At 47.9% G+C, this 22,089-nt stretch carries 20 protein-coding genes; 7 read left to right on the forward strand and 13 right to left on the reverse strand.

Features of this window, described 5'->3' with window-relative positions:
• Positions 1 to 15: 15 nt before the first annotated feature.
• The gene (locus tag VF685_RS03640; RefSeq protein WP_034598225.1) at positions 16 to 465 is read right to left on the reverse strand and encodes an ABZJ_00895 family protein; all 450 of its coding nucleotides are present in this window, start codon (positions 463 to 465) and stop codon (positions 16 to 18) included.
• A gap of 407 nt (positions 466 to 872) precedes the next feature.
• Between VF685_RS03640 and VF685_RS03645 the strand changes: the two genes are divergently transcribed.
• From VF685_RS03645 to VF685_RS03655, 3 genes are read left to right on the forward strand one after another with little or no spacing between them, the layout of a single operon-like run.
• Positions 873 to 2,123 (forward strand): exonuclease SbcCD subunit D C-terminal domain-containing protein, encoded by a 1,251-nt coding sequence (locus VF685_RS03645; protein WP_286385457.1) that lies wholly within the window; start codon positions 873 to 875, stop codon positions 2,121 to 2,123.
• A gap of 9 nt (positions 2,124 to 2,132) precedes the next feature.
• A complete protein-coding gene (locus tag VF685_RS03650; RefSeq protein ID WP_286385459.1) occupies positions 2,133 to 5,738 on the forward strand; it encodes an AAA family ATPase in 3,606 nt (1,201 codons plus the stop codon).
• Positions 5,739 to 5,741: 3 nt separating this feature from the next.
• Complete coding sequence (locus VF685_RS03655; protein ID WP_104489467.1) at positions 5,742 to 6,839, forward strand: acyltransferase family protein; 1,098 nt, start codon at positions 5,742 to 5,744, stop codon at positions 6,837 to 6,839.
• 45 nt (positions 6,840 to 6,884) lie between these two features.
• On the opposite strand, the gene VF685_RS03660 is transcribed toward VF685_RS03655, so the two are convergent.
• A complete protein-coding gene (locus tag VF685_RS03660; protein WP_286385460.1) occupies positions 6,885 to 7,571 on the reverse strand; it encodes a YggS family pyridoxal phosphate-dependent enzyme in 687 nt (228 codons plus the stop codon).
• Between the two features lie 123 nt (positions 7,572 to 7,694).
• On the opposite strand from VF685_RS03660, the gene VF685_RS03665 reads away from it, so the two are divergent.
• Positions 7,695 to 8,732 (forward strand): type IV pilus twitching motility protein PilT, encoded by a 1,038-nt coding sequence (locus tag VF685_RS03665; RefSeq protein WP_005179768.1) that lies wholly within the window; start codon positions 7,695 to 7,697, stop codon positions 8,730 to 8,732.
• A gap of 27 nt (positions 8,733 to 8,759) precedes the next feature.
• A complete protein-coding gene (locus VF685_RS03670) occupies positions 8,760 to 9,878 on the forward strand; it encodes a PilT/PilU family type 4a pilus ATPase (protein ID WP_005179770.1) in 1,119 nt (372 codons plus the stop codon).
• A gap of 72 nt (positions 9,879 to 9,950) precedes the next feature.
• Here VF685_RS03670 and fur read toward each other — a convergent pair whose 3' ends face one another.
• Positions 9,951 to 10,388 carry a ferric iron uptake transcriptional regulator gene (fur, locus tag VF685_RS03675; RefSeq protein ID WP_005179771.1) on the reverse strand — a complete coding sequence of 146 codons (438 nt, stop codon included), beginning with the start codon at positions 10,386 to 10,388 and terminating at the stop codon, positions 9,951 to 9,953.
• A gap of 112 nt (positions 10,389 to 10,500) precedes the next feature.
• Here fur and VF685_RS03680 point away from each other — a divergent pair, with 112 nt between their 5' ends.
• Positions 10,501 to 10,899 (forward strand): outer membrane protein assembly factor BamE, encoded by a 399-nt coding sequence (locus VF685_RS03680; RefSeq protein WP_005179773.1) that lies wholly within the window; start codon positions 10,501 to 10,503, stop codon positions 10,897 to 10,899.
• Between the two features lie 42 nt (positions 10,900 to 10,941).
• Here the strand turns inward: VF685_RS03680 and VF685_RS03685 are convergent, their stop codons facing one another.
• The 10 genes from VF685_RS03685 to VF685_RS03730 all read right to left on the reverse strand — a co-directional run bounded on the left by VF685_RS03685 (position 10,942) and on the right by VF685_RS03730 (position 20,918).
• Entirely contained in the window at positions 10,942 to 11,265 is a 324-nt protein-coding gene (locus tag VF685_RS03685; protein WP_005179774.1) for an RnfH family protein, read from the reverse strand.
• Positions 11,265 to 12,347, reverse strand: coding sequence for a hypothetical protein (locus VF685_RS03690; RefSeq protein WP_104488137.1), 1,083 nt, complete (start codon positions 12,345 to 12,347; stop codon positions 11,265 to 11,267). Before VF685_RS03690 ends, VF685_RS03685 begins: the two co-directional genes overlap by 1 nt.
• A gap of 166 nt (positions 12,348 to 12,513) precedes the next feature.
• Positions 12,514 to 12,969 carry a bacteriohemerythrin gene (locus VF685_RS03695; protein WP_005179777.1) on the reverse strand — a complete coding sequence of 152 codons (456 nt, stop codon included), beginning with the start codon at positions 12,967 to 12,969 and terminating at the stop codon, positions 12,514 to 12,516.
• Positions 12,970 to 13,225: 256 nt separating this feature from the next.
• Positions 13,226 to 14,074: a class II glutamine amidotransferase gene (locus VF685_RS03700; RefSeq protein WP_075168090.1), complete on the reverse strand. Its 849-nt coding sequence runs from the start codon at positions 14,072 to 14,074 to the stop codon at positions 13,226 to 13,228.
• Positions 14,075 to 14,160: 86 nt separating this feature from the next.
• Positions 14,161 to 14,973, reverse strand: coding sequence for a GNAT family N-acetyltransferase (locus VF685_RS03705; RefSeq protein ID WP_127801488.1), 813 nt, complete (start codon positions 14,971 to 14,973; stop codon positions 14,161 to 14,163).
• A gap of 114 nt (positions 14,974 to 15,087) precedes the next feature.
• Positions 15,088 to 15,990, reverse strand: coding sequence for an acetylglutamate kinase (gene argB, locus VF685_RS03710; protein WP_016659457.1), 903 nt, complete (start codon positions 15,988 to 15,990; stop codon positions 15,088 to 15,090).
• Between the two features lie 10 nt (positions 15,991 to 16,000).
• The gene (locus VF685_RS03715; protein ID WP_127801487.1) at positions 16,001 to 17,425 is read right to left on the reverse strand and encodes a phosphomannomutase/phosphoglucomutase; all 1,425 of its coding nucleotides are present in this window, start codon (positions 17,423 to 17,425) and stop codon (positions 16,001 to 16,003) included.
• Positions 17,426 to 17,618: 193 nt separating this feature from the next.
• Positions 17,619 to 18,071, reverse strand: a complete 453-nt coding sequence (dut, locus tag VF685_RS03720; RefSeq protein ID WP_005179786.1) for a dUTP diphosphatase — start codon at positions 18,069 to 18,071, stop codon at positions 17,619 to 17,621.
• 30 nt (positions 18,072 to 18,101) lie between these two features.
• Positions 18,102 to 20,141, reverse strand: coding sequence for a UvrD-helicase domain-containing protein (locus VF685_RS03725; RefSeq protein ID WP_005179787.1), 2,040 nt, complete (start codon positions 20,139 to 20,141; stop codon positions 18,102 to 18,104).
• A 126-nt stretch (positions 20,142 to 20,267) separates the two neighbouring features.
• Entirely contained in the window at positions 20,268 to 20,918 is a 651-nt protein-coding gene (locus VF685_RS03730; protein WP_075168088.1) for an OmpA family protein, read from the reverse strand.
• A gap of 242 nt (positions 20,919 to 21,160) precedes the next feature.
• Here VF685_RS03730 and VF685_RS03735 point away from each other — a divergent pair, with 242 nt between their 5' ends.
• Positions 21,161 to 22,081 (forward strand): acyltransferase, encoded by a 921-nt coding sequence (locus VF685_RS03735; RefSeq protein ID WP_005179793.1) that lies wholly within the window; start codon positions 21,161 to 21,163, stop codon positions 22,079 to 22,081.
• Positions 22,082 to 22,089: the final 8 nt, after the last annotated feature.

Here is a 22,089-nt window from a genome sequence, read left to right on the forward strand (position 1 = left end):
GATTTAGCCCTGATGCTATGAACCAAACATTTTCGCCGCCATCCGCTGCGCCTGTTTGCCATAAAACCAGTACGTCAGCAGATACAGCGGAATGGCAATTAATAACCACATAATCACCACCACGCTTAAAAATTGCGGCTGCTGTAAATACAGCAGAAAATCCTGCCAGATGGTTGGATTCTGACGGGAAAAAATCCAGATGCCGAGTAATAAAAAGGCCAGATTATAGCCCCAGAAAATCAGGCTAAAACCCAAGGTCAGCTTTTTACGCTCGGCCTGAGACGGTGCGCGCTGCTGCTGTTTTAAAAATTTAAACAGCACCCAGATCATGGCAACCAAGTAAGGCACTGCGGTTAAAATGCCGCCCACACCTGCCGGTAACAATGCAGCCAGTACCCCGCAGATACAGGTAAAGATCAGACAGAAAAATAAAAACCAGAGAAAATAACGTGTTAGAGAAATCATTAAACTGTCTACCTGAGCCATAAGCAACTAGTATAAAAAAAATTGATTTTTTTTGCATGATCCTGTCAACCGTTGTGCCCGAACAGGCGTTATATAGGGCACAAGCTTCATCTCCGGCGAATTTGTAACGGCATCCACAAATTTTTCGGGAAGCTTTGCTAAAGCAATAAGCGAATGTGAATCAAGTTTTTGTATAGCAGCCAAATGCTTTGTTCATCGCACTTTTTATTTGGCCGACGATTTATCATCACTCGAATCGTCGGCTTTTATTTGTCTGGCCTTTGCTGGTGAGCAGCACTCATCTTCAGGACAATAAAGATTAAACCTTAGCGTTTTCTATCGGTACAGAATTTTAAATTTCGCCCTCAGCTATAGTATGCTTGCCTAAAGCAAAACAGGTTGATGACATGGCAGTGCATTTTTTTCATACGTCAGATTGGCATTTGGGGCAATTTTTCCATAACCACGATCGTGAATATGAACATGCACAGTTTTTAGACTGGTTATTAGAACAAATCCAGGAAAAACAGCCGAATGCCCTGTTTATTGCCGGGGATATTTTTGATGTGATTAACCCGGCCTCCAGCGCGCAGCGCCAGCTGTACCAGTTTCTGGCCGATGCCCACGCCATTGCACCGCACATGCAGACCCTGATGATTGCCGGCAACCATGACTCCGGCTACCGCATTGAACAGGTGGAACCGTTGCTGGCCAAGTTTAAGGCCAAGGCGGTTGGGGTGATTCAGCGCAATGCCGACAACCAGCTGGATCTCCACCGTTTACTGGTGCCAATTTATGATGCCGAAAACAAAGTTATTGCCTGGTGTCTGACTCTGCCATTTTTGCGCACCGCAGAAATTACCGGACTGAATGAGCAGACCCAGAACGCCCAGAATGCGATTGCCTATTTGCATCAGCAGCTGATTGCCGAAGCCAAACGGCGTAAAACGGAAGATCAGGCATTAATCCTGATGTCACATGCGCATATGCAAGGCGGCGAAACTTCAGATTCAGAACGGCCGATCATTATTGGTCATGAAGAAGCACTTTCCACTGCCCTGTTTGATGATGTGATTGACTACGTCGCGCTGGGCCATCTGCATAAACCACAAAAAGTCCAGCATTCACATATCCGCTATAGCGGCTCGCCAATTCCGCTGTCTTTTAGTGAAATCCAGTACAAGCATCAGGTGCTCGAGGTCAAGATTGACCCGCAGGTTGCGCCCGAACAGCGCCTGCAACTGGACTCACTGCTGATTCCGCGCAGTGTACAGCTGCACCGTATTCGCGGCAGTCTGGATGAAGTGTTTCAGCAACTGAAAGCCCTCCCGCAAGGTACGGTGGAACGCATCTGCCAGCGTGATTATCTGGAAATTGAATACAGCACCGATGTACCACCACCGGTCGATTTACGCCAGCAGATTGAACAAACCTTACCGGAACAGCGCTATCGCCTGTTACGCATTTGCCGGGTCTACACCCCACAGGAAGATCAGGCCGCAGATCAGTCCAAAATTGATCTGGCCCCGCCCACACCGGACAGCTTATTCAAACAGTTGTGGAGCAAAATGGGCTATCAGCCGGATGCCTCGGTCGAGCGAGATTTTATGCAGCTGCTGATTGAAGCGCAGCATAGCCTTGAACAAGAACAGCCATAAGGATCAGACATGAAAATTTTACGTTTAAGTCTGAATAATCTGGCTTCTATTGCCGGCACCCAGGACATCAACTTTGAAAGCGCACCGCTGGCTCATGCCGGCCTGATTGCGATTACCGGAAAAACTGGGGCCGGGAAATCGACCCTGCTCGATGCCATGTGTCTGGCGCTGTATGACCAGATTCCGCGCTTAAACGGCGCTGCCGGGGCGCTTAAAGATGCCAGCGGTCAGGGCATCTCGATTAAAGATTCTAAAAATATTCTGCGCCGGGGCTGTACCCAAGGCTTTGCCGAACTGGAATTTATTGCGCTGGATCAAAAGCGTTATCTGGCACGCTGGGAAGTGCGCCGCGCCCGTAACAAGGTCGATGGCAATTTAAAAGTCGAACGCGCGATTACTGCTGTGGAAGATCAGCGCGTGCTGACCCAAAAAATTTCGGAATGCACCCCGACCGTTGAAAAGCTGATTGGCCTGAGTTTTGAGCAGTTTACCCGCGCCGTCTTGCTGGCCCAGTCTGAAGTGGGTGCGTTTTTAAAGGCCAAAGATCAGGACCGCGCCGACTTGCTGGAATATCTGACCAATTCCCATATTTTCAGTCTGGTCAGTCAGAAAGCCTTTGAAAAAATCCGCCAGATTCGCAGCGAAAAAGAACAGTTACAACAACTGATGGGGCATATTGAGTTGCTTAGTGATGAGCAGCTACAAACCGTGCAACAGCAGCATGCCCAGAGCAAACTGAGTCTGCATGAAAAACTGCAAAGCGAAAAACTGCTGTTGAATGATTTAAGCTGGTACAAGCAGCAACATCGTCTGCACAGTGAAATTCAGGCCAAAAAAGAATTTTATCTGGTGCAGGTCGATGCCAACCAGAAAATGCAGCCGCAGCGTGACCTGCTGGCGCAGCTGGACCAGTTTCAGGAAATCCGTGAACAGTATCTGCAGCAGCGCCAGCAACAGTTGCAACAGCAACAACTAGCGCAGCAACTTGAGCAATTCCAGCCGGAATTTCAACACTGTGAACAGCAGCATCAGCAGGCACAGCAGCAGCTGGAACAATTGCAGCACAGCGCGCAACAACAGCAGAAAGAACAGCTACAGTTACAACCCGTGTTAGAACAGGCACTACAGCTGGATGGCCAGATTGAGCATCTGATTCAGCGCTATAAAGAAGCCGATGCCCAGCTGAAACAGATTCAACATGAAAAAATTACACCACTAACCACCCAGCAGCACGGCCAGCAACAGCACTTACAGCAGTTGCATACGCAATTAGAACATCTGGAACAGCAATCGGCCCAGCATGCCTTTCTGGCAGTATTTGACCGTGAGCCACACAGTATTCTGCAACGCTTGCAGCAATTCCAGAAACTGCAACAACAGCTACAGCAGCAGGCGCCGGTACATGCACACAGTTCACTGGCTCAACTGCAACAGCAGCTAGATGATGTAAAACAGCAACAGGCCGATGCGCTCCAGCAGGCCGGCTCACTGGCTGAACTGGAACAGCAAGCAACAGAACTGGAACAGCAGCAGGTACAGCACCAGCAACACAGCCAACAGCTGGAACAAGCCCTGTTCCTGTTACAACACATGCTGAACGAGCAGCAGGAACAGCAGCAATTACAGCAGCACATGACCCAGCTTCAGGCCGAGCTAAGCAGCTTGCAACAGGCGCAAACTGAAGCACAGCAGCACTACCGGAATGCCCAGACGGCACGTGAACAGCTGGAACAGATTTTTGCCCAGCAGCGTTTATTGCAGGCACAAAGTGTGCAGGAGTTGCGTCAGCAGCTGCAAGCAGAACAGCCGTGTATGGTCTGCGGTAGTACTGAGCATCCATTTGTCAGTCATCAGGATTTGCTGGAATCTGCACTGCAGTCGGTGCAGGACACCCAGTTACAACAGGCCCAGCAGCAGGAACAGCAGTGCCAGCAGCAGCTCCAGCAATTACAATTGCAACATTCCAAACAGCAAACCCTGCTGGAACAGAAACAGCTACGCTCTAGCCAGCTTCAAGACAGTGTGCAACAGAAACTGCAGCAGGTTCAAAAGCTCAGCCCAAGCACACAGCTGGATGATACAGCACACGATCTGACCGCCTTGCAGACCACACTGCAACACAAGCTAAATCAGCAGCAACAGCAGTTACAGCAGCTAAAAACTCGCCAGCAACAGCTGAAAAGCCAGACCCAGCAGCTGCAACATTTGCAGCAACAGATTCAGTCCCTGCAGTTACTCTGTCAGCAATTCCAGCAGCTGGAACAACTGATTGAACCGGTTACCCAGGCACTGGAACCGGCCCAGCAAGCGCAATGGGCGAACCAGGCCGAGATGTGTCAGACTCTTATTGCCCTGCTGAGCAGCCGGACTCAATACCTGCAACAGCGCGAGCAATGCCTGCAACAGCAGCAGGAATTACAGCGCCAGATCAAAGACGGCGAACAGCAACTACAGTTCTATCAGCAGCAACAGCAACAGCTGAGCAATGACCTTACCCATGCACAAACTCAAGGCAGCCAGTTGCGCCAGCAGGTACGTGATCTCAGCCAGCAACATGCTGGACAGGTGCTGGATACCGGCAAAGCCTGGCAGCAGCTGTTACGAGAGCAGCAGCAACAACTCCAGCAGCAGGTAGAACAGCAACACCTGCACTGCCGTCAGCTGGAACAGCAATTCCAGCAGGCGCAGCTGAAACAGCAAGACCTGCATACACGCCAGCAGCAGCTTCTGGAAAGTGTACAGCAGCTACAGCACAACATTCAGCAGTGGCAAAGCCAGCATCCACAATTCACTGCCGAGAAGATTGAGCAGTGTCTGGGTATTGATCTGGCCAGCTGGCAGGCCATGCGTCAGGCCATCCAGCAACAGCAGCAAGCCATGCTCAGTGCACAAAGTGCGCTGGATGTATTGCAGGAGCAATTCCAGCAGCATCAGGCCCAGCAACCAACTGCCAGCTATGATGAGGTGACTACCCAACTGGAACAGCTGGAACAAGAAAAAAACAGCTTGCAGGAGCAGTTTAACCAGCTGGAAACCCAGTTACGCATGCAGCAACAGGCGCAGGCACAACTGTCCAAATTCCAGAGCCAGATTGAAAAAATTCAGGCTGAAGAATATCGCTGGGGCCGGATTGCCGATTTAATTGGCAGCAAGGAAGGCACCAAATTCCAGAAAATTGCCCAGGAACATCATCTGGATATTCTGGTGGAACATGCCAACCAGCAACTGCAGCCACTGGCGCCGCGTTATCAGCTACAACGTATTCCCAACAGTCTGGGCCTCGCGATTCTGGATCATGACATGAATGGCGAAATCCGGCCGGTACTGTCTTTATCGGGGGGTGAAACCTTCCTGGTATCACTGGCGCTGGCACTGGCCATTGCCAATATGGCCTCCGGCTCCATGAAACTGGAATCGCTGTTTATTGATGAAGGCTTTGGGACGCTCGATCCGGCCTCGCTACATATGGTCATGAATGCGCTCGACCGGCTGCAAAGCCAGGGCCGTAAAGTGGTGCTGATTTCCCATATTCAGGAAATTCACGAACGGATTCCGGTCCAAATTCAGGTCAAACCAATTGGTGCTGGGGCCAGTACCCTGCAGATCGTAGGCTAGACCATGTTCTGGCACTATCGTCCGCTCTCGCCGCAGCTCAGCCTGCAGCTGGAAAGCCTGCGCGGATGGAGTGCCATTCTGGTGCTGTTCAGCCACTGTTTTCAGGCCTTTATTGGTCCACTGGATCAAACCCTCTATTCGGGTGTGCGTCTGCTCGGACAAGCCGCAGTGATGATGTTCTTTGTTCTAAGCGGCTATCTGATTGGACATTCCATCCGTCACAATATCCATCGCCATCGACAGTTTTCAGGCTTGGCCTATAGCCGGCAACGCTGCCAGCGTATTCTGGGACCATTTTTATTTGCCATGTTGCTGACCTTGTTATTGTATGCACTGGCGCCCTATTTCTTTGCATCCGGCTCCCATAACATTGAGGCGAGCCAAAGCTTTATGATCCGGCACAGCTATGACATTAGTGCAGCCGATTTTCTCGGTTCACTGTTTTTCGTCAATGGTTTTGTAACGCCGACCGTATCGGCCAATGCTGCCCTCTGGAGCCTGAGTTATGAAGTCTGGTTTTATGTTCTGGCCGGTTGTCTGGTGACATTCAGACCTGGGAGCATCCTGCTGTTTTTAACCCTGCTGCTTGGCTTAAGCCTGCTCAATATCCAGTTCCTGATTTATTTTCTGGTCTGGTTGTTGGCTTTTGCTTTTGCCAGTCCGGCATGGAGCAAACAGATTCCAGCCGCCCAACTGCACTATTTTAAATCCGGTTTTCTGCTCTTGGCGGTGCTGATTGCCCTGTTTGATGCCTACCAGTTTCACTCCATTTATCTGGCGCAGTACTATACTGGCGAAAATTTCAGGCTGTTTAACCTGTGTATCGGGATTGCAGCGGCCTGCTGGCTGCTACAACTGGCGCGTGGTGAACGGCAGATTCAGGTGATCTGGCCGGCTTCCGCGCAGTTTTCCTATACCCTGTATATCACCCATTTCCCGTTGCTGATTTTTATCCTGGGCTGTTTTCCGTTTACGCTGCAGCACGGTTTAGGAGTAGCTCTGCTCAGCCTGATTATCACAATGGCGGTGCTGATTGGTTTTGCCTGGCTGGTGGCGCAAAAACTGGAGCCACCACGCCGGATTGAACGGCACTTATCCTAAGCGGACTGTGATGTCAAACAATAAGCTGAATATTGTAATGCAGCGTTATTGCGAATAATCACGCGCACCAAATAATGCCGTACCAATCCGCACCATGGTCGAACCTGCGGCAATTGCTGCATTTAAATCACCGGACATGCCCATGCTTAACGTATCCCAATCTGCAGGCTGTGCATGTTGTGCTTTGACCGTATCAAACAGTTGTTTGGCCTCCTGAAAGGCGGCAGTGTTATTTGGTGCAGGAATTACCATCAGGCCACGTAAACGTAAATTCGGTAAACGACTGATCTGCTCGACCAGCGCCGGTACTTCGCCAGGGCTACAGCCATCTTTGCTATCCTGTCCATCAATATTGACCTGCAGGCAGATATTCAGTGGCGGCTGCTGATCGCTGCGCTGATTGGACAAGCGCTCAGCAATAATCAGCCGGTCTACCCCATGCACCCAGGCAAATTTTTCAGCCAGATGTTTGGTTTTGTTGCGCTGCACATGGCCAATAAAATGCCACTCAATCTCTAAATCCTGCAGCGCCTCAATTTTTTCCAGCGCTTCCTGCAAATAGTTTTCGCCAAAGGCTCGCTGTCCGGTCTGGTACATTTCCTGCAACACAGCACTCGGATGGGTTTTGGAAACCGCCAGCAGCTGGACCTCTGCCGGGTCACGCTGCGCCTGCTGACAGGCATGCTGAATTTGTTCTAACACATGTTGACGCGATTTTTGCAGGCTATTCATTGATGCGGTTCTCATTTTCATTCATCTTTTTTACTTTGCCCTCGTGCTAGGTGTTGGTTAAGCTGAGGGAAAGCCGTATTATTCTAACAAAATAATTAAGATTTATATGATCTCGGGGAACTTATGGATATTACAGAACTATTGGCCTTTTCGGCAAAAAATGGGGCATCGGATTTACACCTGTCGGCAGGCATGCCGCCACTGATTCGTGTGGATGGTGAAGTACGCCGCATCAATTTGCCCGCCTTGGAACATAAAGAAGTCCACAAGCTGGTCTATGACATCATGAACGACAAACAGCGCCGTGATTATGAAGATAACCTGGAAACCGACTTCTCGTTTGAAGTCCCGGGCGTGGCGCGTTTCCGTGTTAACGCATTTAACCAGAACCGCGGTGCAGGCGCGGTGTTTCGTACCATTCCCTCTAAAGTGCTGACCATTGAAGATTTGGGAATGGGTCAAATCTTTAGAGATATCTGTGACTATCCACGTGGTCTAGTGCTGGTCACGGGGCCGACCGGTTCGGGTAAATCGACCACCCTGGCGGCGATGATTGACTATATCAATGACAATCGCTATGACCACATTTTGACCGTGGAAGACCCGATTGAATTTGTGCATCAGTCTAAAAAATGTCTGGTCAACCAGCGTGAAGTACATCGTGATACTCATGGCTTTAATGAAGCACTACGTTCGGCGCTGCGTGAAGACCCGGATATTATTCTGGTCGGTGAGATGCGTGACCTGGAAACCATCCGTTTGGCACTTACCGCGGCAGAAACCGGTCACCTGGTCTTTGGTACCCTGCATACCACCTCGGCGGCAAAAACCATTGACCGTGTGATTGACGTCTTTCCGGCCGAAGAAAAAGATATGGTGCGTGCCATGCTGTCTGAATCTTTACAGGCGGTCATTTCACAAACCCTGCTCAAGAAAAATGGCGGTGGCCGTGTGGCGGCGCATGAAATCATGATCGGGATTCCGGCCATCCGTAACCTGATTCGTGAAAACAAGGTTGCGCAGATGTACTCAGCCATTCAAACCGGTGCCAACTACGGCATGAGTACGCTGGACCAGAGTCTGAAAGCCCTGGTCAGCCGTGGCGTGATCAGTCCACAGACCGCGCGTACTGTGGCGAAACAGCCAGAATCGTTCCTCTAATCGTGTGCAGGAAGCCAGGACAGCGCTATGGACTTTAATGATTTATTGAATTTAATGATTCAGCAAAAAGCATCGGACCTGTTTATTACGGCCGATGTTGAGCCTTCCATGAAAATTAACGGCCAGATTGTGCCAGTGGCCAAATCCAAACTGACCGGGGAAATTGTCGGCCAGCTGCTCAACTCGATTATGACCGACAAGCAGCGCAAGGAATTTGCCGATACCCGTGAATGTAACTTTGCCATCACCAACCGTGATAAAAGCGCACGTTTCCGTGTCAGCGCTTTTCAGCAGCGTGATGAACCGGGCATGGTGCTGCGTCGGATTGAAACCAAAATTCCGACCATGGAAGAACTGAAACTGCCGCCAATTTTAAAAGATCTGGCCATGACCAAACGTGGCATCATCATCTTTGTCGGGGCAACCGGTACCGGTAAATCGACCTCTTTGGCGTCAATTATTGGTTATCGTAACCAGAATTCCAAAGGTCATATCATCACCATTGAAGACCCGATTGAATTTGTGCACGAACACGCCGGCTGTATTATTACCCAGCGTGAAGTAGGCATTGATACCGATTCGTTTGAAGTGGCACTGAAAAACACCTTGCGTCAGGCCCCAGATGTGATCCTGATTGGTGAGATCCGTTCACGTGAAACCATGGATTATGCAATTGCCTTTGCCGAAACCGGTCACCTGGTATTTGCCACCCTGCACGCCAACAACGCCAACCAAGCCATTGACCGGATTATCCATTTCTTTGAGGCTGACCGTCATGGCCAGCTGTTTATGGATTTATCACTGAACCTGAAAGCCATTGTGGCACAGCAGCTGATTCCTACTATTGATGGCAACTCACGTCGTGCCGCGATTGAACTGCTGATTAACTCGCCACTGGTGTCCGATTTAATCCGTAAAGGCGATGTGCACGAAATTAAAGACCTGATGAAGCGTTCACGTGAGTTGGGTATGCAAACCTTTGACCAGGCCCTGTATGACCTGTATAAAGCCAAGCAGATCAGCTACAAAGATGCCCTGAAACATGCTGACTCACCAAACGATTTGCGTCTGCAAATCAAGCTGTCGGAAGAAGGCGGCGAGCGTTTAATGCATGCCACTTCGAATATTACCTTCGACGGGCAATAATTTTAGGCAAAAAAAACAGGCTGATCTTCAGCCTGTTTTTATGGGTTGATTTATTGATGGGCAGTTTTGCGCTTATTTTTTACGGAACGCTTCGCGGCATTCCGGCGCATCGCAGTAGCCATATAAATTCAGTGAGTGACCGGTCAGTTCAAAACCAAACTTTTTCGCCACTTCATGCTGTTCGTGTTCAATCACGTCGTTGGTAAATTCCACCACTTTATTACAGTTCTGGCATACCAGGTGGTCGTGGTGATCTTCCTGCATAATTTCAAAAACCGAATGATTATTTTCAAAATTATGACGCTCGATAATCCCCGCGGCTTCAAACTGTGTTAACACGCGATACACAGTTGCTAAACCCACATCTTCACCCTGTTCGAGTAAAGTCTTGTAAATATCTTCCGCGCTTAAGTGATGTTGTCTTGAATTTTCTAATAATTCCAATATTTTAATTCGTGGAAGTGTAACTTTAAGGCCAGCTTTGCGTAGATCTTGATTTGAAATAGGCATGAAAAAAGGTCTCTCAACAAAATTAAAGTTGGAATATGCAACAAAGTTAAGATGCAGTATGATCTATGCTTGGATCGAATGCATCAATAATTAATTGGGATAGTGTAGCAAAATGCAAAAAGTCATGTTGACGTTATTCGTCACTTCATTGCTCATGGGTTGTTCGACCTTGGGCGTTTATAAAGTAGATATTCCTCAAGGCACCCCCTTAACCCAAGCACAAGCTGCAAAAATTCAGGTCGGCATGAGCCACCAACAGGTCCGCTTTTTGCTTGGTAGCCCAACCATTTCAGATCCAATGAATCCTTTACGTTGGGACTATATTTACCATTATATCCCAGGAACCTATGCTAAAAAAGCCAAGATTCCCGCTGCACAAGGTCAACACTTAAAAATCTACTTCGATCAAACCGGTATTGTGCAGAAAATTGAAGGTTTAGAAACCATTCCTGAACAGCAACCAGGCTTACCGGGTTCAAAAGAAGCAATTTTAACCGCGCCCCCACTATAGCCCCTTTCAGATAAAAAGAAACCCCTCAGTGAGGGGTTTTTCTTATGAACTCAATTGCTTAAAGCGATTGCCTTTGGCATAGCGGCCCACCGGGTTTTTCGCTGCTCGTTTGCGGCGGATATCTTTCGGATTAATGGTCAGCGGCCGGTAAATCTCGACCCGGTCACCCGGTTGCAGTGGCTGCTGCGCATCGGTTAAACGGCTACCAAAAATTCCCAGTTGCAGCGGTTCAGGCAAACTGACCTGTTCGCTAATCCCGCTCTGCTGAATCGCATCCAGCGCAGTCATGCCATTTTGATACGGCACTGCCAGATGAAACTGCTGTTCGGCTGAGGCAAAAGCCACCCAGACATACTGCGCAGTCATCAGAACATTTGTCCAATCACGGCCAGCAGCGCAGCAATAATTGCCAGTGGCAAGACAATACGGATGGCAATACGCCACAGGTTATAAAAGGCTTCACTGCTGAAGTTCATGGATTTACGCAAATGACTGATTTTCATGATCCAACCGGCGAAAATCGCATAAATCAGACAAATCACCAGGCCCCAGATCATCAGCAGCGGATTTAACACACTGGCCAGACCTGGAATGGCCCAGATCAACGTGGCTGCCAGCAGAATGATCCATTGAATTGCCACTGCAATCTGACGCTGTGCCAACTGTTCACGTGCCAGTTGCAGGATGAGCGCAGCAGCCATCACCACAGCAAAAGCCAGCGCAAAAGCGGGTAGCTGAGCAGTCGCGGCAAAGAAAGCAAAGGCAACCACGGCCAGTAATTGCGCCAGCCAGATCGGGAACACGGTTTTGGTCGCCACCTGTTGCTGTTGTACCGCCGGCAAACTGGTTTGCCAGTACAGCCCCAGACCTAGGCCACTGGCCACCAACGCCAAGACCGTAGCATTGCCCCACTCGCCAAACTCAAGCGCGGTCATTTGCCATTCAGCAACCGGAGCACCCATCACTTGCGCCAGAATAAAGGCAGCAATCACACCGACCGCAGTCAGGCCAAGCAGCAGCAGACGCGAAATAAAAGACAATGCCATGGCAACCAGTGCCAAGCCAATAAAAATCCACAACGGTAGAATCGTTGGCAGTGCCAGCTGGGTCAGCATTTGGCTGACATTAAACAGCATCGCGCCTGCTAAAAATGGAATAAACACCGCGGCCAGCCAGCCCACCAGACGCCACTGTGCAGAGGCATCGGCATCACGGGTCAAACTGGATAGAGCCTGCAAGGCTGTAGTTTTTGAGCGCTTGGCCAGCGCAATTTCCATATAGGTCAATGGCAAGGCCAGCACCAGCATGGTACCTAACCACAGCAGCCAGAAGTCCAGTTGACGTTCCAGCTGAATGCCAGTGACCGGTGCCAGTGTGGCAATCAGAATAAATGATAAACAAAATGCCATCAGCGGCGATAACCATCGTGACATAGCATTGTCCTGCATGATGCTTTCCTAATAAAAATCTATCGCTATTTTGCCCTTGTCACCCGGGAAAATCAAAAACTAAAAAAGAAAAAGCAAACCATTGCCATCAATGGTTTGCTGCGCTAGTTTTTAGTCCAATATTGTTGTTCTCTGGTTTTATTAATTGTGCAGTAATTTATTCTGTTTATGAGAAGAAACGGGCAAACCAGTTTTTACCTTTTTTCTTTTCTTTTTCCTGAATAATACCCATCATATTTTCTTTTACAGCGCCAACATAATCTGCATCATCATGCTGAATATGGTTAATTAACCATTTTGACAACACTTCGTGCAGTTCTCCTTCAATGGAATGCCCCATTTCAAAGCGTTCACGATACGACTCGATTTTTTTAATAAATAAGTCATGTACGCGTTTATGTGGTACGCGGTATTTATAACCGGCTTCTTCTTGTAAAGATTCTTCAAAGGTAAAATGAGACTGGGTATAGTCAATAATATTATCGAGAATCTGTTTAATACGGGCACGATCGGTATTTTCACCAATCTCGACAATTTCGTTAATATAATCAAGAATACGTTTATGTTGGTCATCAATCACATCGATGCCAGTATTATATTCTGGAATCCACTTCATTTTCATACGACCACCCCTGAATCAAATGATTTATAAGCTTTGAGCATAGTAGCCATATTTAATTTAAAATAAAAATGAAGTGATTTACTTGGGATTCCTGTTTCTGCCAACAAATTCACACAAATCCTTGTTTTATAATGTTTATATTATTTTAACCTGAGCAAAAGAGTCAGTTATTATTTAACCGTTTTATTATTTTCTGCCGTATTTTTAGACTTAAATAAAATACGGCACTATTTAAAATAAAATATACAACAGTAGATTAATATTGATCGGCGCGGGTAATCCGTTTTAATTCCGGATTCAGACGTTCTTTTTCCAAACGTTCAATATAAGTCAGCTGTTTTCTGATCGGCTGTCCCTGCTGGAATAAAATCATTTCGCCGGGGCTAAAAGCCTGCCAGGTTTCATTTTGAGTCAACGGTTCAGTGGTAATCACCGCCACCCGATCTTCCGGTGTGGTAACCTGGCTAAAATCGACCTCGACATCAATATCAATTAATTGTGCCGGTTTAAACGGGTATTCACGCACCAGCCAGTGCAGTTTGGTGGTGGCATAGCTAAACAGCGCCTGACCATTAGACAGACAGAAGTTAAAGGTGCCATGCTCGGCAATTTTCGGGGAAATTTCGGTCAGCAGTTCAAAGAGCTGCTCTAAAGACGGTTCCACAAAACCGAATTTCAGTACCATCTGATCGAGCAAATAACAGAATGCCCGCTCGCTATCGGTATTGCCCACCGGGGTAAAATGACCGCTTAAGGCTGGATCAAAATGGTGTAAATCGCCATTATGGGCAAAAATCCAGTGGCGTCCCCACAGCTCCCGAATAAAGGGATGGGAATTTTCCAGGGTAATTTTGCCTTGCGTGGCTTTGCGAATATGCGCAATCACATTGCGTGATTTAATTGGATAGTTGCGTACCAGCTCGGCAATCGGTGATTCCACTGCCGACTGGTTATCGACAAATAAGCGGCAGGCCTTGTCTTCAAAAAAGGCGATGCCAAAGCCATCACTATGGTCGGAAGTTATGCCAGCACGTTGTGAAAAACCACGAAATGAAAAGGTAATATCAGTAGGTGTTGCACAATTCATTCCGAGTAACTGGCACATACAAGACTTCAACATCTGATTAAAACTGCATTTATTGTGCATGACTCTGTCAGGCCATGCAAATCACAATCGCTGCAAAGTTTTATTTATTCCACAATGTGGCGGGTATTTTTCTTGAGTACCATCTTTTTTAGCACCTGGTTCATTTCGACAAAGACAAAATAATCCAGACAGTTAAACTCCTGATCATAATAGGCTTCGGTGGACAGCTTGCCCTGCATTTTCAGGTAAATATCAAACAGCTTGGGAATCCGGCCCTGTTTCAGCGAAGTCATTTCAGAGGCCTGCGGAATATACGCCTGTTTCGAGGCAATGCTACAGCGCTGCTGTTCGCTTAACTGCTGGATATACTGATGGGTATGATAGGCACGCGCTTCATTGCCTTCTAAACGCACACTAACACAGCCAATCAAATAGCGGGCTTTCATGCTCCACAGTACTTTGGGCACCAGATTCAGCCATAAAATGGATAGAGCTTTACCGGCCCGATGCCGTGGATGCACGCAGGTACGGCCAATTTCCACAATATTGTTGAGATGCTTTAATTGCTCTTCAATGGCAAATTCGCTGGCACTATAACTTTGCGCCAGTTCATACCCCTGAAACAGTTTTAATCGGGTATAGGCCACAATTTCCCCACTGGCCTTATCCCTTAATACGGCATGTTCGCAGCCAAAATCGTAAACATCCTGATCCAGTCCATGCTCAAACTGCAAACCGAACTGGTTTGCAAACTGCTCGGCGCGGAATTGCTGTACTTCTTTTAACTGTTTTAAATTTTCAACCCATTCAAAGCTATATTCTGTTTTTGTTGTGGTTTTAAAATCATATTTGGCATGATTTTTTTTGCTTAAAGGAAAACTCAAATTTTGTCGATATTGATTGAGTTTGGCTAACATCGATCAGCACTCCTAATGTTCTGCCTATACACTAGGCGATGCAGATGACAATTCAATGACCAAAAATCAGCCATAAAAAAAGGCCTCCTTAGAGACCTTGAGTTGTTTTAACTCTTAGTGTTTGGCGGCACGGTTGGTAATTAAAGTGCCCACTCCATGGTCAGTAAAGACTTCCAGCAAAGAGGCATGTGGCACACGGCCATCGACAATATGCGCACTGACCACGCCATTTTTGACGGCATCCAGCGCACAGCCTACTTTCGGAATCATACCGCCATAAATTACGCCGGTTTCAATTAACTGATCGACTTCCTGAGTGGTTAAACCGGTCAGCAGATTCTTGTTGGCATCCAGTACACCCGTAATGTTGGTCAACAGAATCAGTTTTTCTGCGCCCAAAGCTTCAGCCACCTTACCAGCGACCAGATCGGCATTAATATTATAGGTATTACCGTCTTCGTCGACGCCTAACGGCGCAATCACCGGAATAAAATCGCTTTGGGTAAACATTTCCAGTACGTCGGTTTTCACGCCGACCACTTCGCCGACCAAGCCTAAGTCAATTTTCTGTACTGAACCATCTTCTGCGGTTTTTTCCATCAGCAGTTTTTTGGCCCGAATCAGGTTGCCATCTTTACCGGTCAAACCAATGGCACGGCCGCCATGCTGGTTAATTAAATTGACGATAGATTTATTCACGCTACCGCCAAGCACCATTTCCACCACTTCCATGGTCGCCGGATCAGTCACGCGCATGCCATCAATACGGTCAGATTCGCGGCCCAGCTGTTTCAGGAAGGAATCGACCTGTGGACCACCGCCATGCACCACAATCGGGTTTAAACCGACCGTTTTAAGCAGCACAATGTCACGTGCAAATGAACTTTCCAGCTCAGGATCGGTCATGGCATTGCCACCATATTTCACGACCAGCGTTTTACCCATAAAACGTTGAATATACGGCAAAGCTTCTGTCAGAATCTGTGCTTTGTCGATGCCAGTCTGTTGCTGTGGCATGCGCCTCTCCTTATTGAGCATCTAAAATGTCTTGAGCAATCTGCGGATAACGGTTGCTCAGCATGGAAACAAAGGTATGACGAATATCCGCTAATCGTGCCGGATTATCGGCATCAAAACGTACTGTAAAATATTCGCCCGTATTCGATGCTCGAATAATGCCAAAACCATCTTCAAAATCAAGTCGAACGCCATCAATTTTACTTAATTGTGCGGCCAATGGCTGACTTAAGGTTTCAAGCTCATGTAAAACATGCGCTGAAGCAATGTTGTGGGTGCTGATATAAGTATCTTCAGTACAGCAGCGTTCAGGATATTTGGCCAGCAGTTCAGACAGGCTTCGCTCCGGGCGCTGGCTTAAATATTCCATTACCCGCAGCGCAGCATACAGGCCATCATCATAACCAAAGCCACGCCCGTCATTAAAGACATAGTGCCCGGCATATTCACCGCCAAACACCGCGTTTCCCTTTGATTGCGCCAGATACTGACGCAGGAAGGTGCTGCCGGTACGAATCATTACCGGATGGCCACCCAGCGCGCGTACCGTATTACGCACCATGGTCGAACACTTCACATCAAACACCACTTCATGCTGTGGATGCTGCTGTAAACACATTTCGGCAAACAGCGCCAGCAAACGGTCTGCACCAATCACTTTGGCCTGTTCATCGACCAGAACCAGACGGTCGCCATCGCCATCCAGTGCAATGCCTAAATCTGCCTGATGCTGCTGTACCGCCTGTTTCAGCTTGCTTAAATGTTTTTCCTGAGAGGGATCTGGGGCATGATCGGGGAAATGCCCATTGGCCTCACAGCGGATTGTGATCAGCTCGCAGCCCAGTTTTTGCAAGACCAGCGCAGCGCAGCGACCCGCTGAACCATGCAGACCATCGAGCACCACCTTAAAACGGCGCTGTAATTGAATATCATCGAGTAGCGCCTGCTGATATTGCAGGCAAAATTCCGAATAAATCTGATGCGGCTGTTCAGCCACAGGCTGCTGGCGATGCGCCAGAAAATAGTTGCTGGCATGGGCCGCCACCTGCTGGATTTTGTCTGGCGTCGGTGGTTCTCCACCCAGAATCCATTTAATACCATTGTCAGATTTGGCATTGTGACTGGCCGTGACCATAATGCCATTGCCATCAAACTGGCGGGCGATGTAATACAGCATCGGACTGGAACAGCAGCCCATTAAGGTCGGGCTTAAGCCCTGCTGCTGGAGCACCTGCATGATCAGATCGGCATAGGCCGGACTGCTGAGACGGGCATCATAACCAATCACCACACGTGTGCTGCCCGTGTTTTTAATTTGTACGGCCAAACCCAACGCCACCGCTTGCACCAGTTCAGGCGTCAGCAAAGTCACCTTGCCACGAATGTCGTAAGCACGGAAAACCTGAAAAGGGAAACTGGACTGTTGAATATCCATGGCAGAACTACTTTATATATGAATAGGGAGAATGATTGTTTTAGGCTTTTTAATATAAGTTAATATAAGAACTGATTCTATGCGGCCGAAAACAGAATTCACGCTACAAAATGTAATTTTAAGTGTTTGTTGCGTTACTTTCTAGCGTGTTGTGATAAAGCCTAATGTTTAGGCTTTATCATTCAAGCAGATTTTAAGCTTTACCGGTATGGCCAAAACCGCCAGCACCACGTTCGGTGGCTTCAAATTCCTCAACCAGATCAAACTGGGCTTGTACCACCGGCACCAGCACATATTGCGCCAGACGCTCACCTGGTTCCAGGCTAAATGCAGTCTGACCACGGTTCCATACCGACACCATCAGCTCTCCCTGATAGTCAGAATCAATCAGGCCAACCAGGTTGCCGAGCACAATACCGTGTTTATGGCCCAGACCCGAACGCGGCAGAATTAAACCGGCAAAATGCGGATCTTCAATATAAATCGCCAGACCGGTTTTCACCAATACGGTTTGACCCGGCTCAATGACAGTGGTCTCATGCACGCAGGCACGCAAATCCAAACCTGCCGAACCAGAGGTGGCATAGGTTGGCATTGGCCATTCTTGGCCCAAACGTGCATCAAGCACTTTTACCTGAACTTTCATCAGTAATTCCTGTTTATATCAATGAATGGTTTAGCGTTTAATTAACGCACGTAAATTTTCCAGATAATGCTGGGCCTGCAGTTTCGGATCGATATCGCCAGCCAGCTTTTTCTTGCGACCCAGCCATTCCAGCTCATCTTGTGGCATTTCATCCAGGAAGCGGCTTGGGGTCATCTGTTTCATCTGCCCGCCAGCCTTACGCTGCTCGGCCAGGGTAATGGTGAGGCCTTGACGCGCACGGGTAATGCCCACGTACATCAAACGGCGTTCTTCTTCGACCGTCTCAGCCACAATCGAGTTTTTATGCGGCAGAATTTCCTCTTCCAGTCCAATTAAATAGACATACGGAAATTCCAGACCTTTGGAGGCATGCAAGGTTAATAAGTTGACCTTGTCAGTGTCTTCTTCCTCCTGTTGCTGCTCCAGCATATCCAGCAGCACCATTTTACGGATCACGCTTTCAATATTTTTTTCGTCCACATCTTCAGCGCGGTTAATCAGGCTTTGAATACTGCTGTACAGCACTTCAATATTGTCCAGCTTGGTTTTTTCCTGCGCAGGCGTGGCGGCGCTTTCTTTGACGTAGTCGATATAACCAGCTTCGTTCATCATCTGGCGGATGATTGGCACCGGTTCATCATCTTCCAGCAATTCACGGGTAAAGTTCTGGATAAAGTCGGCAAACTCGGCCAGCTGAGTCGTGGCTTTTTTCGGAATGGCCATGGTCAAACGCTGATCACCTGCTGCCGCCAGCAAGGACAGATGGTTTTCCTGTGCAAATAAGCCCAGTTTTTCCAAGGTCACCGGGCCGATGGCACGTTTTGGCGTGTTGATAATGCGCAGGAAAGCACTGTCATCTTCCGGGTTAATAATCAGCCGTAAATAGCTCATCACATCTTTAATTTCTGCCCGGGCGAAGAAAGACTGACCTCCTGACAGCTTGTACGGAATCTGCATCTGGCGCAGCTGGGTTTCCAGAATACGCGCCTGGAAGTTACCGCGATACAAAATCGCATAATCTTTCCAGTTTTTACCGTTCATCAGTTTATGCGTGATCAGGTCTTTGACCACGCGCTCTGCTTCATCATCATCATTGCGGCAGGTAATCACCCGGATGACTTCACCATGGCCTTTGTCCGACCAGAGTTTTTTGTCAAAAATATGCGGGTTATTGCCAATTACAGTATTGGCCGCTTTTAGAATCCGGCTGGTGGAGCGGTAGTTCTGCTCCAGCTTGATCACTTTTAAATTTGGGAAATCTTCTTTTAAGAGCGCCATATTTTCCGGTTTGGCGCCGCGCCAGGCGTAAATGGACTGGTCATCATCCCCTACGGCGGTGAACTGTCCCATTACCCCGACCAGAAGTTTGACCAGAATATACTGCGCGGTGTTGGTGTCCTGATACTCATCGACTAGCAAATAACGCACCCGGTTTTGCCATTTATCGCGGACTTCAGCATTTTCCTGCAATAACCGGGTTGGCATCACAATCAGGTCATCAAAATCGACTGCGTTATAGGCACGTAAATTACGCTCATACAGCTGATATAAATGCGCCATCTGGATATCTTCTGGCGTTTCACAGGTTGTATGTGCCTGCTCCGGTGGAATCAGGTCATTTTTCCAGTCCGAAATCATTTTCATGGCCCGCGCAATCAGCTCTTTGCTTTCTGCACCCGATAAATTGTCGCGATGCATCAGATCCATCAGAATGCGTTTGCAGTCGTCGGCATCCAGAATTGAAAAGTTGGCTTTAAGCGGGGTATGTTTCAGCTCTAAACGCAGTAAATTTAAACCGAACGTATGGAAGGTCGAGACCGAAAGACCTTTGGCTTCTTCACGCGACAGCAGTTTACCAACCCGCTCTTTCATTTCACGCGCGGCCTTGTTGGTAAAGGTCATGGCGGTAATCCGGTGTGCCGGAATACGGCATTGCTGCACCAGATAGGCAATTTTCCGGGTAATCACCGAGGTTTTACCTGAACCTGCACCTGCAAGCACTAACAAGGGTCCTTGAGTATATTTCATGGCTTCAAGTTGCTTGTCATTGAGTTGACTTGCCAGTGACATAGTGTTTCCTCTATTTCGGTTCGAGCTCGATTATAGTCATCTCCACCACAGTTGCCTAATCTAAAATGCTGCTTTTCTGGTCATAAAAAAAACCACCCGAAGGTGGTTTTTCTGCAAAATCAGTGATTACTGAACGGCATATACTGCGATTTCAACACGACGGTTTTGTTCTTTACCAGCCGCAGTTGAGTTGTCTGCGATCGGGTTCGCTGAACCAAGACCTTGTGCATTAATACGAGTACGTGCTACGCCTTGACCAGCAAGGTAGTTCGCAACAGATTGTGCACGTGCTTGAGACAATGGAATGTTGATTGAGTCATTACCAGTGCTATCTGTATAACCAGTTACCAAAATACCGCTTTGGCTGTCTTCAGTCAGAACTTGAGCAACTTTGTTCAATGTTGCATAGAAGTTTGGTTTGATGTTTGACTTGTTAGTGTCAAATGTAATCGCACCAGGCATTACCAGGTTGATTGAACCATCTGGATTACGGTTAACGTCTACGCCTGTACCCGCAGTAGCCTGACGTAATTTTTTCTCTTTATTGTCAAGATAAACACCAGCAGCACCACCTACAATTGCACCAATTGCTGCTGCACGGTTGTTTTGTGCGCTGGTATTGGCATTCCCTTTAGAAATACCATAACCTGCTGCCGCACCAATAATGGTTCCTAATGCGGTTTTGTCATATTCTACGCCGCCCAGGTTATTACCAGTGGTTTGACAACCTGTTAATACCATTGCCCCGACTACTGCTGAAATTGCTAGTGCACGCATCGCATGCCTCCTTACTTGTGTTTTTCGTATATGGGAAAGTTTGGATGAAATAAAGTGCTTAGACCATTGATTTTTTGTTAATAAATAAACTTTTATTTACAATTTGCAATAATCTCATGTTGTTCTACGCATAAGTTCACCATAATTCCTACACAGTTTCACTTCAACACTTTTTTATTTTAAAAACAACAATTATATTGGGCAGAACTTCGTATAAGTTGTTTTTATATTCAGGACTGTTTATGTCATCTAAAACCAATAAGCAACCGCTCTTAAAAAAAATCACAAAAGGGCTTACGGTCAGCTCAGTGATCACCGGCAGCACTTTTTTACATGGACCGCCGGTACTGGCTTTGGGCCTGACCAAATTGTTCAAGAAATCGGCCAAGGTCGACCAGACCAATATCCAGATTACCAACAGCTGGCTGAGTGTCAACAACTGGCTGATTGACCATGTATTACCGAATACCCACTGGGACATCAGTATTGAAGATGGTCTGGAACTGAGCATGCAGGGCCGTTATTTAATGACCTGTAATCACCAGAGCTGGGTCGATACCACCGTCAACCAGTATTTCGGTTTAACCCGTATGCCACTGACCCGTTTCTTTACCAAATGGGAACTGATCTTCATTCCTTTTGTCGGACAGGCCTTTAAAATTCTGGGCTTCCCGATGATGAAGCGGCATACCAAAGAACAGATTGCCAAAAATCCGGCGCTAAAAGACCGCGACATGCTGGAAGCGCGTAAATCCTGCGAACAGCTGCTCAGCCAGCCGTTTACCCTGCTCAACTATCTGGAAGGCACGCGCTTTACCCAGGAAAAACATGATCAGCAACAATCACCATATCAGCATCTGCTGAAACCCAAAGCTGGCGGTCTGGCCTTGGCGCTGAATATTCTGGGCAATGAAATTGATGCGCTGGTAGATATGACCATTGTGTATCCGGACGGCGCACCGGGCTATGGCGAATTCTGGCTGGGCGAAGTGCCGCGTATTGCGGTCAATCTGCGGAAAATTGACATTCCAGACTGGGTGCTGGGTGGCGATTATGAAGAAGATGCCGCCTATCGGGAACGTTTTCAGGACTGGGTGCATCAACTCTGGACAGAGAAAGATCAGCTCATTCATGAGATGAAACAGAAATTTGCTGAGCAATAAGCGAGTAC

This window comes from Acinetobacter sp. Brlt_5 (genome assembly GCF_051949055.1).
Lineage (GTDB): Bacteria > Pseudomonadota > Gammaproteobacteria > Pseudomonadales > Moraxellaceae > Acinetobacter > Acinetobacter indicus.